The 15,383-nt window shown below is 42.1% G+C and carries 14 protein-coding genes; 11 read left to right on the top strand and 3 right to left on the bottom strand.

The window, feature by feature from the left end; genetic code table 11:
- Nucleotides 1–211: 211 nt before the first annotated feature.
- From HHK01_RS15240 to HHK01_RS15190, 11 genes are all read left to right on the top strand, one after another.
- Nucleotides 212–1,672 carry a M23 family metallopeptidase gene (locus HHK01_RS15240; protein ID WP_170008557.1) on the top strand — a complete coding sequence of 487 codons (1,461 nt, stop codon included), beginning with the start codon at nucleotides 212–214 and terminating at the stop codon, nucleotides 1,670–1,672.
- Nucleotides 1,673–1,920: 248 nt separating this feature from the next.
- Entirely contained in the window at nucleotides 1,921–2,625 is a 705-nt protein-coding gene (gene yycF / locus HHK01_RS15235; RefSeq protein ID WP_170008556.1) for a response regulator YycF, read from the top strand.
- A 9-nt stretch (nucleotides 2,626–2,634) separates the two neighbouring features.
- Nucleotides 2,635–4,467, top strand: a complete 1,833-nt coding sequence (walK, locus tag HHK01_RS15230) for a cell wall metabolism sensor histidine kinase WalK (RefSeq protein ID WP_170008844.1) — start codon at nucleotides 2,635–2,637, stop codon at nucleotides 4,465–4,467.
- Nucleotides 4,464–5,810: a YycH family regulatory protein gene (locus HHK01_RS15225; protein ID WP_170008555.1), complete on the top strand. Its 1,347-nt coding sequence runs from the start codon at nucleotides 4,464–4,466 to the stop codon at nucleotides 5,808–5,810. Before walK ends, HHK01_RS15225 begins: the two co-directional genes overlap by 4 nt.
- Nucleotides 5,797–6,597 carry a two-component system regulatory protein YycI gene (locus tag HHK01_RS15220; protein ID WP_170008554.1) on the top strand — a complete coding sequence of 267 codons (801 nt, stop codon included), beginning with the start codon at nucleotides 5,797–5,799 and terminating at the stop codon, nucleotides 6,595–6,597. Before HHK01_RS15225 ends, HHK01_RS15220 begins: the two co-directional genes overlap by 14 nt.
- 5 nt (nucleotides 6,598–6,602) lie before the next feature.
- Nucleotides 6,603–7,397 (top strand): MBL fold metallo-hydrolase, encoded by a 795-nt coding sequence (locus tag HHK01_RS15215; RefSeq protein WP_170008553.1) that lies wholly within the window; start codon nucleotides 6,603–6,605, stop codon nucleotides 7,395–7,397.
- A gap of 329 nt (nucleotides 7,398–7,726) precedes the next feature.
- Nucleotides 7,727–8,935: a S1C family serine protease gene (locus HHK01_RS15210; RefSeq protein ID WP_170008552.1), complete on the top strand. Its 1,209-nt coding sequence runs from the start codon at nucleotides 7,727–7,729 to the stop codon at nucleotides 8,933–8,935.
- Between the two features lie 771 nt (nucleotides 8,936–9,706).
- On the top strand, nucleotides 9,707–9,886 hold the full coding sequence (locus tag HHK01_RS15205) for a CxxH/CxxC protein (protein ID WP_170008551.1): 180 nt from the start codon (nucleotides 9,707–9,709) through the stop codon (nucleotides 9,884–9,886).
- Between the two features lie 69 nt (nucleotides 9,887–9,955).
- Entirely contained in the window at nucleotides 9,956–10,435 is a 480-nt protein-coding gene (rlmH, locus tag HHK01_RS15200; RefSeq protein ID WP_170008550.1) for a 23S rRNA (pseudouridine(1915)-N(3))-methyltransferase RlmH, read from the top strand.
- Between the two features lie 228 nt (nucleotides 10,436–10,663).
- Nucleotides 10,664–10,927 (top strand): hypothetical protein, encoded by a 264-nt coding sequence (locus tag HHK01_RS15195; RefSeq protein WP_170008549.1) that lies wholly within the window; start codon nucleotides 10,664–10,666, stop codon nucleotides 10,925–10,927.
- 170 nt (nucleotides 10,928–11,097) lie between these two features.
- Nucleotides 11,098–12,207: an IS4 family transposase gene (locus tag HHK01_RS15190; protein ID WP_170007902.1), complete on the top strand. Its 1,110-nt coding sequence runs from the start codon at nucleotides 11,098–11,100 to the stop codon at nucleotides 12,205–12,207.
- A gap of 150 nt (nucleotides 12,208–12,357) precedes the next feature.
- On the opposite strand, the gene HHK01_RS15185 is transcribed toward HHK01_RS15190, so the two are convergent.
- From HHK01_RS15185 to HHK01_RS15175, 3 genes are all read right to left on the bottom strand, one after another.
- Nucleotides 12,358–12,573 (bottom strand): pepsin/retropepsin-like aspartic protease family protein, encoded by a 216-nt coding sequence (locus HHK01_RS15185; RefSeq protein WP_170008548.1) that lies wholly within the window; start codon nucleotides 12,571–12,573, stop codon nucleotides 12,358–12,360.
- Nucleotides 12,574–12,764: 191 nt separating this feature from the next.
- Nucleotides 12,765–13,874, bottom strand: a complete 1,110-nt coding sequence (locus tag HHK01_RS15180; RefSeq protein WP_170007902.1) for an IS4 family transposase — start codon at nucleotides 13,872–13,874, stop codon at nucleotides 12,765–12,767.
- A gap of 112 nt (nucleotides 13,875–13,986) precedes the next feature.
- A complete protein-coding gene (locus tag HHK01_RS15175; RefSeq protein ID WP_170008547.1) occupies nucleotides 13,987–14,601 on the bottom strand; it encodes a DUF4372 domain-containing protein in 615 nt (204 codons plus the stop codon).
- Between the last annotated feature and the right edge of the window lie 782 nt (nucleotides 14,602–15,383).

Below are 15,383 nucleotides of genomic sequence, written 5' to 3'. Positions count from 1 at the left end.
AAGAGATTAGAAGATTTGGATACAAGATGTTACCCATTATACAGTTCTGTTACAGGTTGGTGCATGCACCCAAACGGGTGGAAAAGTGTGTTAGAGTAATGGAGGTATAAGAGAGACCCTTTCGTCCTTAGCTAAGAAGAAAGAGATTTTAGTAGAATTTAGGAAGTATAGGACAAAGGTACAGGGACTGGATGGTAGGAGGAACAAAAAAATGAAACAACCACGAACATTCGTGTCGAAAATAGGCGAACCTCTTCGATTAATAAAGGTGACAGCAGCTGCTACGTTGCTCGCTTCTACATTTACTGTCACGAACCCGGCTTTTGCGAAAGAAGACGACAATAGTGAACTAAACACTGTGTATCACGTGTACTTAGGTGATCGTTGGCTCGGAATTGTAGAAGATACCAGTGCTATTCAAGCTTATATTGATCAAGAGATTTCACAAACGCAGGAAGCCTATGGACAACTAGGTCTCGATATAGAGAGTGAAATTCAATACATACCTGAACAAGTATTTCGCAAAAATACATCACCCCGCAACGTTCTAGCATCTGTTCAATCCCAACTCTTTGTGAAAGCAGAGAGTTACGCGATTGAGATTGACGGTGTGCCGGTTACCTACGTGCCTACTAAAGAGCAAGCTGAGACCGTAGTGAAAGAGTTGAAGCTCACCTACGCTTCCGAAGAGGAACTAGCTGCAGTAAAAGAGTGGAAGCAAACGGGTGAAGCGTATCCTGAACTAGCACCAGATGAAACGAAAACGATTGATGTTCTTTTTGATAAAAATATTTCGATAGAAAAAGATAAAGCGGCACCCGAAGAAATTTTGTCACCAGAGGAAGCTATTCAGTACTTGCAAAAAGGAACATTAGAAGAGAAGCCTTACACAGTGAAAGAAGGCGATGTTCTTGGTTCCATTGCAGCAGCTCATGACCTGTCCATTGATGAGTTGCTCCAATTGAACCGTGATTTGCAAGTGGATTCATTACTGCAAGTAGGTGATGAGTTGAACGTTACAGTGTATGAGCCCTTTGTAAACGTTCAAGTAAAAAGAGCTGTCTTCAAGAACGAAAAGGTCCCGTTTAAAACAACAGTCGTAGAAGACGACACAATGTATAAAGGGGAAACGAAGACACGTCAAGAAGGGAAAGCTGGGAAGCGTGCAGTTCAATACGTCATCCGTGAACAAAACGGGCAGCGTGTTGGGAAGTATGAAGTGGAAAGTGAAATGCTTAGTGAACCGCAAGAAAAAATTATCGTTAAAGGGACAAAAGTCATCTCTTCTCGCGGTACGGGTGAGTGGGTGTGGCCGACAGTAGGTGGATACATTTCCTCACAAATGGGACTTCGCTGGAATGCCATCCATAAAGGTCTTGATATTGCGCGTCCATCAAACTACAACATTAAAGCTGCTGACAATGGTGTGGTAGAGGTAGCAGGGTATCGTGATGATGGATACGGATATAGAGTGATTATTAACCATAATAATGGGTATAAAACGTTGTATGCACACTTAGCAAGTGTCAGCGTGCGTCCAGGACAAACGGTTCCAGCAGGCGCCACTATAGCCCAAATGGGAACAACAGGGGATTCAACAGGTGTCCATCTACATTTTGAAGTACTTCAAAACGGTGTGAATATGAACCCGTTAAATTACGTGTCTCAATAGATGATTAAATAAATAGTTTACACCCTCGGTCTCGTGCCGAGGGTTTTCCTTCTTTTGAAGGACAAGCTTACCTACTGAATTTTTTGTTCATTAAACTATTCAGAACGAGAGATGAAAGACAAAGTAGAACATGGTAAAGTAAAGAGGATTCCATCTATAGAATGATCGTGGAATGTTCCACGTGAAACATAGATTGGAACCGTTCATGCTTTAAAAAGAGCAAAAGCTCCAAGAAGGGAGAATGAACGATGCCCAAACGAATTTTAGTGGTAGATGACGAAAAACCAATTGCAGATATTTTAGAGTTTAATTTGAAGAAAGAGGGCTACGACGTGCATTGCGCGTACGATGGCAACGAAGCGCTTGAAAAGGTAGAGGAGCTCAAGCCAGATCTTATCCTTCTCGACATTATGCTGCCACAGCGTGATGGAATGGAAGTGTGTCGTGAGATTCGAAAAAAACACGAAATGCCCATCGTTATGCTTACAGCAAAGGATTCCGAGATCGATAAAGTACTGGGTCTTGAACTTGGGGCTGACGATTATGTGACGAAGCCATTTAGTACACGCGAGCTCATTGCCCGCGTGAAGGCGAACTTGCGTAGACACCAACAAGTAGCAACCAACTCGAATGATAGCCCCACAGAAATTGAAGTAGGGGCCATAACGATTCAACCAGAGGCTTATTTAGTGCTGAAACGTGGGGACAGGATTGAATTAACGCATCGTGAATTTGAACTGCTCCATTATTTAGCGAGACATATAGGCCAAGTGATGACACGCGAACATCTTTTGCAGACGGTATGGGGCTACGATTACTACGGCGACGTACGAACTGTTGATGTCACTATCCGTCGCTTGCGTGAGAAAATTGAAGATAACCCTTCTCATCCAGCGTGGATTGTGACACGTCGTGGTGTGGGGTATTATTTGCGCAACCCTGATCAGGAGTAAGTATAGGTGATGAACAAGGTTGGACTATTCCGTTCGATTCACTTAAAGATTGTGCTTATTTACGTATTGCTCATTCTCGTTGCTATGCAAATTATCGGCGTGTATTTTGTTCGGGAGCTGGAGGATCAGCTCATGAACAATTTCAAAACATCTATGAACGAACGGGTTGATTTGCTAGCGCTAAATATTGAAGAGGAATTAACGAGAGAACGAGACGAGGAGGATCCCCCTCCTGAGCAAGACATCAAGCGCTTACTCAGCGACTCTGACTCTGAAGCAGTTGATATTACAGAAGTGCGTGTCATTGATAACCGAAATCGGATTGTTGGCATATCAGACGCATCGGGGCAAGGACTTGTTGGTCAGCGCACGACAGACCAGCAAGTCCAGCGTGTACTGAATACGGGTCAGGAAGAGGATCGTATCTTTTTGGACCGACAAACAGGCAAACGGATTTGGATGCTGTATAAGCCAATTATAGCAAACCAAGAAGTGCTGGGAGTTATCCACCTTATTGCAAAAATTGAAACCGTATACGAGCAACTTGGTGAAATCAATAACATCATGGCATCCGGGACTGCGATCGCACTAGGTATTACAGCCATCCTTGGTGTGGTGCTCGCTCAAACCATCACGCGACCGATTTCTGACATGCGAAAACAAGCCCTCGCCATGGCGAAAGGGAATTTTTCTCGCAAAGTAAAAGTATACGGAGACGATGAGATCGGTCAGCTTGCGGTTACCTTCAATAATTTAACGAAGAAACTTCAAGAAGCCCAGGCGACGACGGAGGGAGAACGGCGCAAGTTATCCTCTGTCCTTTCATACATGACAGATGGTGTGATCGCAACGGATCGCAAAGGGCGTGTCATTTTAATTAACGAGCCTGCAGCTAAATTGTTAGGGGTTTCGCGTAAAAATGTGCTTGCAAAGCCCATTATAGAGTTGCTGAATTTAGAGGAAACGACGAACTTTGAAGACTTACTGAAGGAACAAGACTCTGTCATTATGGACTTTAGTAAAGAGCATGGAAAAACATACATCCTTCGTGCTAATTTTTCCATCATTCAAAAGGAAACAGGTTTTGTCAATGGGCTCATAACCGTTTTGCACGATATAACAGAGCAAGAGAAGATTGATATGGAGAGACGTGAGTTTGTAGCCAACGTGTCACACGAATTACGCACGCCACTTACGACGATGCGTTCTTATTTAGAGGCATTAGCAGAGGGGGCGTGGAAGGATGAAGCGATTGCGCCTAACTTCCTCAATGTGACGCAAACGGAGACAGAACGCATGATCCGTCTCGTCAATGATTTGCTACAACTTTCCCGTCTCGACAGTCAGGACTATCAATTAACAAAGGGTCTCTATGACATTACCCATCTGTTTAACCGCGTGGTTGATCGCTTTGAGCTTTCGAAAGAACAAAACGTAGAGTTTACGAGGCAAATTCCAGAGCAACCTTTGTTTGTCGATATTGACGAAGATAAACTAACACAAGTACTCGACAATATCATCTCGAATGCATTGAAGTATTCACCTGAAGGCGGACACGTGACGTTCACTATCGAGGAAGTGCCTGAAATGATTCAGATCTCTGTTCAGGATGAAGGTGTCGGAGTCCCCCAGGAAAACTTGGACAAAATCTTTGAACGCTTTTATCGGGTCGACAAAGCACGATCGCGAAAGCTTGGTGGAACAGGGCTAGGCCTCGCTATTGCGAAGGAAGTCGTTTTGGCCCATGGAGGAGACATTTGGGCGACGAGTGAGGAAGGAAAGGGGACCAAGGTTATGTTCACTCTCCCGTACGACCGCCCAGAAGAGGATGAGTGGTCATGAAGCGAACGGAACAGATGAAAACCGCCGTGTTAACCATACTCGTAGTAGCGAGTATTGTGCTAACTTGGAATATGTGGACATACCGACCGCCTTACGAAATGGCTGAAAGTACAACAGTGCAGAATGTGGAAATTAGTGAACAACGAAAACCTAAGGAGTTGTTACAACCAGTAGAATTTGTCTGGCATTCCGGTGATCTTGATTATGGGACGACAAGACCGGGAAAAATTAAAGAGATGACAGATATGATGGATAATTGGACGTTCGAGAACTTGCAAGAAGTGTCTCTCCGCAATGAAGAATTTTTGGAAATTGTACAAGGAGAGGACCGTATAGAGTTTTTGTTTCAAGATATCATTCCGTTTTCAGTGCTCGATAGTCTGTTTGATTTTGAGGATAAAGACTTGCCCAACCAAGAAATCGACCGAGTCATTATCGATTTTTCACATCGGAATGCAACAGCACCGAACATTTACTTTGCGGATTATGAAGGGTTCGTCACATCTAGAGATAGTCAACCGGTAGTTTACGGGGCGCGTATTCGTCAAACAGAATTGGATGAGTTCGAAGCCTTCTTTTCTCCTAAAGAGTATCAACCCTATGTACAGTATGAAGCAGGGGATTTCCGTAAGTTATTCATTCCAAAAGACCCTATGACGGTAGAAAGACGAACATACCTTTTGGACTTAGTAGATGTGGATGCGTTTAAAAATGCGCTCTTTAACGATCCGTCGTTTGTGAAACGGAATCAAGTCGGTACTCTAGAGGAATTTACAGACGGTTCTAGGCAAATGGAAGTTGACTATAGTAAGAATCAAATTCGCTATAATAATCCAGCGGAAGAAAGTGATAATTTATACGTTCCGACAGGGGATGTTTTTGAGGATACGTTTTCGTTTATGAATGATCATGCTGGATGGACTGATCCGTATCGGTATGCAGAGTGGGATGAATTTAATCGGAAAGTGACATTTCGAATGTATATCAATGGTCGGCCAGTGATGAGCCCAAGCCCGGTTGATTTGACGGAAATCTCTGTATCGTGGGGAGAGGACGAGGTAAAGGAATACATTCGCCCTGCCTTCTCTCTCGCAGTGCTCATGCCCGAGACATCCAAAAAAAAGCTTTTATCGGGTCCGAACATTTTACGCTATGTGGAACAAAGGGTGAGGGAATTTGCCCCTTCACAACTGGAGAGACTCACGATTGGCTACCGTCTAGAGAAATCGTCGAATAATCAATTATTCACGTTAGAACCCACGTGGTATATGTTGTATGCGGGGGCGTGGATGGCGATTACTCCAGAAGAAGACGAGGGGGTGCTCAAAAGTGGACTGGGGTAGAACGAAGATGATGCTCATCCTAACTTTTCTCATTCTCGACTTCTTCTTGATCGTGCAGTTCATTGAAAAGCAAAATGCAGAACAAATTGAGACATTTACGGAATCGCCCTTTGAAGAACAGCTAGAGGCCGATGAAATTTCATTAGGCGAGCTTCCGCAAGGTCCAATTAAGGCAAGTTATATCAGTGTAATGCCACGTCAATTCACTGAAGAAGAAATGGCAGATCTTGAAGGTGTGGACACTATAGAGTACATTCGACAGGACAACAAAATACAGAGGCTCAATATTACGTTAGAGGAGCCTATGGAAGTTGGGGAACTCAGTGAATTTACCCCTGACAAACTGCAGACGTTTATTGTAGAAGAAGTGATTGCTGGTGAGAACTATGCCTTTTGGGGAGTGAACGAAGAACTTGGCACGATTACGTATTATCAACAATACGACGGCCGACAATTCTTTCGTAGCCAAAGTAGTATGCTACAGTTTACAGTGAATGAGGAGAACCAAATCGTAGAGTATGATCAAACGTTACTCAGCGATTTTGAATCCTTCAATGAAAATAATATATTGCCAGCCATCCAAGCGGTATGGTCTATGTATGGTCAAGGCGGTGTGTTGACTCCTGGTAGCAATATTACGAAAACGGAGTTAGTCTACTATCCACTCATACAGCTGACCGAATCACAAGTATTCACCCCAACATGGCATTTCGTTGTCAATGGCGAAAAAGATGTGTACGTGAATGCATTTGAAGGACAAATTATTAAAGATGTAGAGACGGAGTGACCAGGGTGAGTTTACAATTTAGCGTGTTGGCGAGTGGTAGCACGGGGAATGCCATCTACGTCGAAACGCCCGAGCATCGCTTTTTAGTTGATGCTGGGTTGAGCGGGAAGAAAATTGAAGAATCGTTTAGAAAGATCGGACGGGACTTAAAAGAATTAGACGGAATTTTCGTCACGCACGAACATTCGGATCACATTCATGGTCTTGGTGTGCTGGCGAGAAGATATAAGTTACCAGTTTATGCGAATACGAACACATGGAACGTCATGGACCCGATGATTGGGAAAGTCGGCGCCGAGCAAAAGTTTCATTTTGAAATGGAGACAGTCAAGTCGTTCGGTGGTCTCGATATTGAAACGTTCGGAGTCTCTCACGACGCTGTTGAACCGATGTTTTACGTATTCCATTACGAAGGTAGAAAGCTCGCTCTCATTACAGACACTGGCTACGTGAGTGATCGTATGAAAGGGATCGTGCAAGGAGCGGACGCTTTCGTTTTTGAAAGCAATCACGATGTCAGTATGCTACAAATGGGACGCTATCCATGGAGCGTGAAGCGTCGTATTCTTTCAGACAAAGGACACGTATCCAATGAAGATGCTGCGATTGCTATGGCAGATTGCATTACAGACGCGACGAAACGCATTTATCTGGCCCATTTAAGTGCAGACAACAACATGAAGGACATTGCTCGTCTAGCGGTAGAACAAACGCTCACAACCCGAGGGTTTGGCGTGGGAGAGACGTTTGAAATCTATGATACTGACCCTAGAGAACCTACTAGTTTGGTAGCGGTATAGGAGGAGAGACAATCGGTGTGACGAGCCGATTGTCTTTTTTTATGCGTGTAGGAGTGGTTTTCATAAATTGTTCAAATATTCATCGAAACATAGGGTGTGTGACTACGTTCTAATTAGTAAAGGCAATAAATTTGTTGTACAATCTGGTAAAAGTAAAGGGGAGGATAAAAAACGCGTTTATTGATCTAAATAACGTGTAAAGAAGAAGTAGAGAGGCACACTAGTAAAAGCATACTTTTTCACAAAAGGACAGTGTTGTCCCCCATATGGATACACAGGTTTAGCGTTGAACTCATTACTACTTTTTGGGTACGAAAGGAATGAAAGAAATGGGCTATTATGATCAAGATTATTCTCAAGAGCGGTATCAAAAACAAAAAGGAAATCGAGGTGGCTACTTATTAGCTAGTTTGCTCGGAGTGGTACTAGGCGCTATTCTCGTTGTGGTTGCATTTCCGGCGTTCATGGATCAGCCGAGCTCTAATCAGGCATCTAACGATCAAAACGGGATGGCAAGCGCTCAAGGACCTGTCGAAACGCGTAATCTTAGCGTAGATGTAACGACACAAGTCACAGAAGCTGTAGATAAAGCTGGGGACGCTGTCGTAGGCATTACGAATATCCAAGCCAACAACTTTTGGGATCAAGCAAGTGAAGCAGGCACAGGCTCTGGCGTCATTTATAAAGTAGAAGACGGGCGTGCCTTTGTGGTAACAAACGACCACGTCATCTCGGGTGCAGACGAAGTCGAAGTAACGCTGGCAGATGGAACAAAACGCCAAGCAGAGATCCGCGGTAGCGACGTTTGGACGGATTTAGCGGTATTGGAGATGGACGGAGAAGGCATTGAAACGGTGGCGGAGTTCGGTAACTCTGATAACTTGCAACCAGGAGAACCTGTAATCGCCATCGGGAATCCACTCGGTCTCCAATTTTCAGGTTCTGTGACACAAGGAGTCATCTCTGGTCTTGAGCGTGCTATTCCAGTCGACATTAACCAGGACGGCCAAGTTGACTGGCAAGCAGAAGTCCTCCAAACAGACGCAGCCATTAACCCAGGGAATAGCGGGGGTGCGCTCGTGAACATCGAAGGCCAGGTGATTGGCATAAACTCGATGAAAATTGCCCAAAGCGCAGTAGAGGGCATTGGACTTTCTATACCGATCAACTATGTCGAACCGATCATCCAAGACTTAGAACAATTCGGTGAAGTGCGACGCCCAACATTAGGCGTAACACTCCAAGACTTATCCATGGTTACGGCATACCACCAAAAGGAAACATTAAAATTACCTGAAGATGTTACACGTGGTGTCGTCGTTTTTGACATCCAACCGAGCTCCCCAGCCGCAGCCGGAGGACTTGAACAACTCGACGTTATCGTAGAACTAGATGGACAACCGATCGAAACCTTCCTGGATATTCGCAAGTATTTGTACAACGAAAAAGATGTAGGCGATGAGATGACCGTGTCGTTCTACCGAGCGGGTGAACTACAAGAAGCGACCGTCACATTAAATAATGAAGGAACCTTATAAAGAGGTATCAACAACCACTCTCTAGTGCGGGGGTGGTTGTTTTTGATTATGGCAGTTTTCTAAAAAATTGTTGCTTTTTTAATGAAATCCCATTACACAGTAGCTATATGATGCGACGTAATGCAAATTCATGTTGCTAAATATCGCTCCGGAAATACACTTCGCTTTCCGCGGGGCGGGCGGTGAGCCTCCTCATCGCTGCGCTCTTGCGGGGTCTCACCTGTCCCGCTGATCCCGCAGGAGTCTACGTGTATTTCCTCCGCTGATTTTGAACTTACATTGCACAAAGAAATGCTGAGTACATTTTTAAGGAGTCCATGTGTATTTCCTTACTAATATTGAACTTATTACCTCAACCTTCTGAAGAGTTGGTATTGTTCACTCCAGATGCCGTTCAATGGGTACTTGAATTTTTCAGAAACAAAGAGGCACCCATACTTTGGTATAGTGCTTGCTAGGCTATTGCCTATCCTGTTTCGAACGGACATTGGTTCCTCTATTCAATAAAAATCATACTGTTTTCGAAGGTGTACGGACACTGGTTCCGTTATTTAATTACAAAATATTAAGCACAATTTCCGCAGCGGTATTCTAGCAGTTTCTTCATTACGTCACCTCATGAGATTACAGTATAGTAAAAACAACAAAGGATACGAAAAGAGCCTTGATTATCCACATGTTGATAAATGGATAAACAAAAAGGCGGAGTTGCAGGTAAAAGAAAAACTCTAGTACAATAAAAAAAGACACGGCTAAAGAAGGAGACCACCTATGCTATACGCTTGTAAGGAACACGTTGAGATTGCGCTCGACGACATGATAGATGAAACCGGAAACTTTCCACAACTAACAGAAATAGACGACCAGTTATCCACAAAAGCGTGTGCTTACTGCGAAAAACAAGCACATTATCTGGTGGCGAACAAAGATTCTGACCCATCATGTGGATAGAAAATGTGGATATGTGGATAAACCCTGTGGATATCTTGTTTGCAAACTGTTTGTAAAGGAGCCATTACCATGCACATCACGATCCTCACTGTCGGAAAATTAAAGGAAAAATACCTCAAACAAGGCATCGCCGAATACGAAAAACGCCTCACCCGCTACTGCAAACTCAACATCATCGAAGTCCCTGACGAAAAGGCCCCAGAAACGATGAGTGAGAAGGAAGAAGAGATGGTGAAAGTAAAGGAAGGCGAGCGATTGCTAGGACATATACGGGCGGATGACTACGTGATTGCGTTGGCGATTGAAGGGAAGTCGTGGAGCTCAGAACAACTGGCAAAGGAAATGGACAAGCTCGCGACGTATGGGAAGAGCAAGGTGACGTTTGTGGTCGGGGGATCGCTTGGTTTGAGTGAGGAGGTTGTGCGTCGGAGTGATGAGCAGCTTTCGTTTAGTCAGATGACGTTTCCTCATCAGTTGATGCGGTTGATACTGGTTGAGCAAGTTTACCGGGGATTTCGGATATTGGGTGGGGGGCCTTATCATAAATAGGTGCGGTTTTTAGTACTGAAAATAAATTGAAGTACGGTAGAGGGGGGTGAGATTTTATAGACAACAGAATTACTTAATTTAATTTAAGGTATTGATTGAATGAGGTATTATGGAATACTTAGATTATAGGGGAATAAAGAATTTTTATTAACGCTGTTCATCGCATGACTCACTCTATTTATTGTTAAATGGTATACTTGAAATAAAAGAATAATGGAGGTGTTATCAGTGAAATGGGCCCAAGTCCGTAAGCAATACCCAGAGCAGTGGGTACTTGTTGAAGCTATCTCCGCTTATTCAGAAAACTCATTCCGTCATTTGGATGAACTATCAGTTATTTCAAATTTCCCTGATTCAACGATGGCATGGAAAGAATACAAAAAGCTACATCTAGCCGAACCTTCTCGAGAGTATTATATTTTTCATACTGATCATGAAACCCTTGAAATTAAGGAACAAAAATTCATGGGAGTTAGGAGACGACTGCCATGAAAATTCAAATGAAGGGCGGTTTACCAATAGTCTCTGTTGTTCTAGCATATAACACTAGCGTTGCATAAATACTTTCTGGCAATTCTGTCATCTAAAGAAGACATAAAAAAATCCTTTATAATAGAGGGATAGGTGGTAGCCTGTCCAAATCCACTATAAAGGAATTCAGCATGGACAAGTTTACACTATTAACTTCATTTGGTAAATGGGTAGAGCCCTTAGAAAGTACCTTATTCGATGAAATGTCACATGATAAATCTTTTGATCGCTATACAAAAAAGCTTACAACAAAGCGTTACGTGCTTCTGTTTTTGTATGCGCAACTCCAAAACCGCAGCGGTTTAAGAGCGATTAGCGACGATCTGTTGATGAAAGATTTCCAAAAGGAAATCGGGTTGGATCATATCAGTCCATCACAGCTATCTAGGAAAAATAGGCATGTCGACTCTACGATTCTTTCAGAAGTTTGGCAGTCCTTAATCCTGCAAATTCGCACAGTGTCATCCGGACATAAGCGTACGATACCAAACGTACAATTGCTTGATTCGTCTACTGTTCCGCTTAGCCTAAACCTTTATAAGTGGGCTAAATTTCGAGAAACCAAGTCGGGATTAAAACTACATTTACTTGTGGAATTTATCAACGAACGCGATGTTCTACCAACAAAGCTGACGGTTTCCCCTGCCGAACGTTCAGATATCAAAGAATGGCGGCACTTCATAACTGAACCAGGTGTGACATACGTTTTTGATCGTGGTTACTTTGATTTCATGTTATTTGATGCTTGGTGTAAAGAGGGTATCTACTTCGCGACAAGAATCAAATCAAATACAGTTGTGGATTATAGGGAAGTGATCTACGATCACCTTGACCAGGGTGGTATACGGGAATCACTCGTTAAAATTGGCTCTCAACAAAACAAAATGAAGCATCATTTACGTCTGATTGAATTCAGAGATGAAAAAGGGAAATTTTATCGTATTATCACAAATCGCTTTGATTTATCGGCACATGACATCTCAGAGTTATACCGTTCCCGATGGCAGATCGAGTTACAGTTCAAGTGGATGAAACAGCATTTACAGGTAAATCATATTCATGGCCGCACCGAGCAGGCTGCGTGGAATCAGCTTTATATCGCCATGATTGCATACAGTTTACTAGTACTTGTGAAGCTTGAAAGTAAAACCAAGCTTACGATGTATCAAATTTTCACAAAGCTCAGAGCGCTCGTTTTCTCCAGTTATAGCGAATTAACTGAAGTCATGCTGCCTACATGAATATACATATGTTGGTCGGACAAAAAGCCAGAGGACTTTAATACATTTATTACCAAATGGACAGCGTCACCTTTATATGATGTTTGTCTTTTTCGCAATTTCAGAGTTAGATATAGTTCAGAATATTTAAATTAATATTGTATTTCTGTTTTATGCAACGCTAGTGAATTGAAATAAATCCATTTTATAGTTATCAATTTCTATATTGTTAACGGTTTGCTCATAACAAAGTTCACTTTCACCGCCAACACCATACATTCTTTTGGGTTTACCCTTTTTACGGTCTATGGTAAGCCCTATTCCCTCTACTTCATCCGTAACAAAAATAGTTGCTGAACATCCTGTATCTAAAAGAACGTCATCCAAAAATGTTTTATTCCCCTTATATGCTCACTAGCGTTGCATAAAACAGAAATACAATATTAATTTAAATATTCTGAACTATATCTAACTCTGAAATTGCGAAAAAGACAAACATCATATAAAGGTGACGCTGTCCATTTGGTAATAAATGTATTAAAGTCCTCTGGCTTTTTGTCCGACCAACATATGTATATTCATGTAGGCAGCATGACTTCAGTTAATTCGCTATAACTGGAGAAAACGAGCGCTCTGAGCTTTGTGAAAATTTGATACATCGTAAGCTTGGTTTTACTTTCAAGCTTCACAAGTACTAGTAAACTGTATGCAATCATGGCGATATAAAGCTGATTCCACGCAGCCTGCTCGGTGCGGCCATGAATATGATTTACCTGTAAATGCTGTTTCATCCACTTGAACTGTAACTCGATCTGCCATCGGGAACGGTATAACTCTGAGATGTCATGTGCCGATAAATCAAAGCGATTTGTGATAATACGATAAAATTTCCCTTTTTCATCTCTGAATTCAATCAGACGTAAATGATGCTTCATTTTGTTTTGTTGAGAGCCAATTTTAACGAGTGATTCCCGTATACCACCCTGGTCAAGGTGATCGTAGATCACTTCCCTATAATCCACAACTGTATTTGATTTGATTCTTGTCGCGAAGTAGATACCCTCTTTACACCAAGCATCAAATAACATGAAATCAAAGTAACCACGATCAAAAACGTATGTCACACCTGGTTCAGTTATGAAGTGCCGCCATTCTTTGATATCTGAACGTTCGGCAGGGGAAACCGTCAGCTTTGTTGGTAGAACATCGCGTTCGTTGATAAATTCCACAAGTAAATGTAGTTTTAATCCCGACTTGGTTTCTCGAAATTTAGCCCACTTATAAAGGTTTAGGCTAAGCGGAACAGTAGACGAATCAAGCAATTGTACGTTTGGTATCGTACGCTTATGTCCGGATGACACTGTGCGAATTTGCAGGATTAAGGACTGCCAAACTTCTGAAAGAATCGTAGAGTCGACATGCCTATTTTTCCTAGATAGCTGTGATGGACTGATATGATCCAACCCGATTTCCTTTTGGAAATCTTTCATCAACAGATCGTCGCTAATCGCTCTTAAACCGCTGCGGTTTTGGAGTTGCGCATACAAAAACAGAAGCACGTAACGCTTTGTTGTAAGCTTTTTTGTATAGCGATCAAAAGATTTATCATGTGACATTTCATCGAATAAGGTACTTTCTAAGGGCTCTACCCATTTACCAAATGAAGTTAATAGTGTAAACTTGTCCATGCTGAATTCCTTTATAGTGGATTTGGACAGGCTACCACCTATCCCTCTATTATAAAGGATTTTTTTATGTCTTCTTTAGATGACAGAATTGCCAGAAAGTATTTATGCAACGCTAGTGAAATAACATGAAATCAAAGTAACCACGATCAAAAACGTATGTCACACCTGGTTCAGTTATGAAGTGCCGCCATTCTTTGATATCTGAACGTTCGGCAGGGGAAACCGTCAGCTTTGTTGGTAGAACATCGCGTTCGTTGATAAATTCCACAAGTAAATGTAGTTTTAATCCCGACTTGGTTTCTCGAAATTTAGCCCACTTATAAAGGTTTAGGCTAAGCGGAACAGTAGACGAATCAAGCAATTGTACGTTTGGTATCGTACGCTTATGTCCGGATGACACTGTGCGAATTTGCAGGATTAAGGACTGCCAAACTTCTGAAAGAATCGTAGAGTCGACATGCCTATTTTTCCTAGATAGCTGTGATGGACTGATATGATCCAACCCGATTTCCTTTTGGAAATCTTTCATCAACAGATCGTCGCTAATCGCTCTTAAACCGCTGCGGTTTTGGAGTTGCGCATACAAAAACAGAAGCACGTAACGCTTTGTTGTAAGCTTTTTTGTATAGCGATCAAAAGATTTATCATGTGACATTTCATCGAATAAGGTACTTTCTAAGGGCTCTACCCATTTACCAAATGAAGTTAATAGTGTAAACTTGTCCATGCTGAATTCCTTTATAGTGGATTTGGACAGGCTACCACCTATCCCTCTATTATAAAGGATTTTTTTATGTCTTCTTTAGATGACAGAATTGCCAGAAAGTATTTATGCAACGCTAGTGATTTCAATTACAGTTAGGTATTACAAACGAAACGGAATACTTGGAGTTGATTTTATGATGAAATCTGGTTTAATAATAGACTTTGAAGACATGTTGGTAAAAATAAAGTGAATTTATGTGACTTAAAATTACTAGCTAATGCAGCTTAATAGTAAGATTGCTTTCTTTGACTAAAAAACCGCTAGTGTAGTAGATACGGTGAACCGTATCATAAATAGTGGTAAAGCAGAAAGTTGAAGTTGAATTAGATAAAAATATTCTAATTCGTTTAACGACTTAGGTCAAATAGGTTATGTAATCATTATGATATACGAAAGAATTGCATAACAAAAAAATGTTACAAATCAAGTAAATCTATTGATTTCCGAAGTGGAATTTATGATAATAAGATTACAAAGAAACTTGCTCGCACGTTGTGTACGACTAAATTCCGTACATACTTGAGAGCATTGGTAACTAACTCACACGTCGTGTATGACTTAGGGACTTTTGCTCTTTAATAATTTTTAGTCGCACTTTTCCCATATTATGGGTATATTTATAGTAGGTCGCACGTTGTGTACGACCTAAAAGGAGGGTTCGCACGTTGTGTGCGTCCCTTCTTTTTATTTGGAGAAGCACGGGGACGGTTCTCTTGCTTCCGAAGCAGCAGAACCGTCCCCAT

The organism is Bacillus fonticola (assembly GCF_012955605.1).
GTDB lineage: Bacteria > Bacillota > Bacilli > Bacillales > JC228 > Bacillus_CG > Bacillus_CG fonticola.
Note: the sequence above shows the minus strand (reverse complement) of the source record. Positions and strands in the feature narration are given on the sequence as shown.

What these genes read in the sequence shown, in the direction of transcription:
- HHK01_RS15240 (WP_170008557.1), top strand. Translation starts at nt 212, where the DNA reads ATGAAACAACCACGAACATTCGTGTCGAAAATAGGCGAACCTCTTCGA.
- yycF (WP_170008556.1), top strand. Translation starts at nt 1,921, where the DNA reads ATGCCCAAACGAATTTTAGTGGTAGATGACGAAAAACCAATTGCAGAT.
- walK (WP_170008844.1), top strand. Translation starts at nt 2,635, where the DNA reads ATGAACAAGGTTGGACTATTCCGTTCGATTCACTTAAAGATTGTGCTT.
- HHK01_RS15225 (WP_170008555.1), top strand. Translation starts at nt 4,464, where the DNA reads ATGAAGCGAACGGAACAGATGAAAACCGCCGTGTTAACCATACTCGTA.
- HHK01_RS15210 (WP_170008552.1), top strand. Translation starts at nt 7,727, where the DNA reads ATGGGCTATTATGATCAAGATTATTCTCAAGAGCGGTATCAAAAACAA.
- HHK01_RS15205 (WP_170008551.1), top strand. Translation starts at nt 9,707, where the DNA reads ATGCTATACGCTTGTAAGGAACACGTTGAGATTGCGCTCGACGACATG.
- rlmH (WP_170008550.1), top strand. Translation starts at nt 9,956, where the DNA reads ATGCACATCACGATCCTCACTGTCGGAAAATTAAAGGAAAAATACCTC.
- HHK01_RS15190 (WP_170007902.1), top strand. Translation starts at nt 11,098, where the DNA reads ATGGACAAGTTTACACTATTAACTTCATTTGGTAAATGGGTAGAGCCC.
- HHK01_RS15180 (WP_170007902.1), bottom strand. Translation starts at nt 13,874, where the DNA reads ATGGACAAGTTTACACTATTAACTTCATTTGGTAAATGGGTAGAGCCC.
- HHK01_RS15175 (WP_170008547.1), bottom strand. Translation starts at nt 14,601, where the DNA reads ATGGACAAGTTTACACTATTAACTTCATTTGGTAAATGGGTAGAGCCC.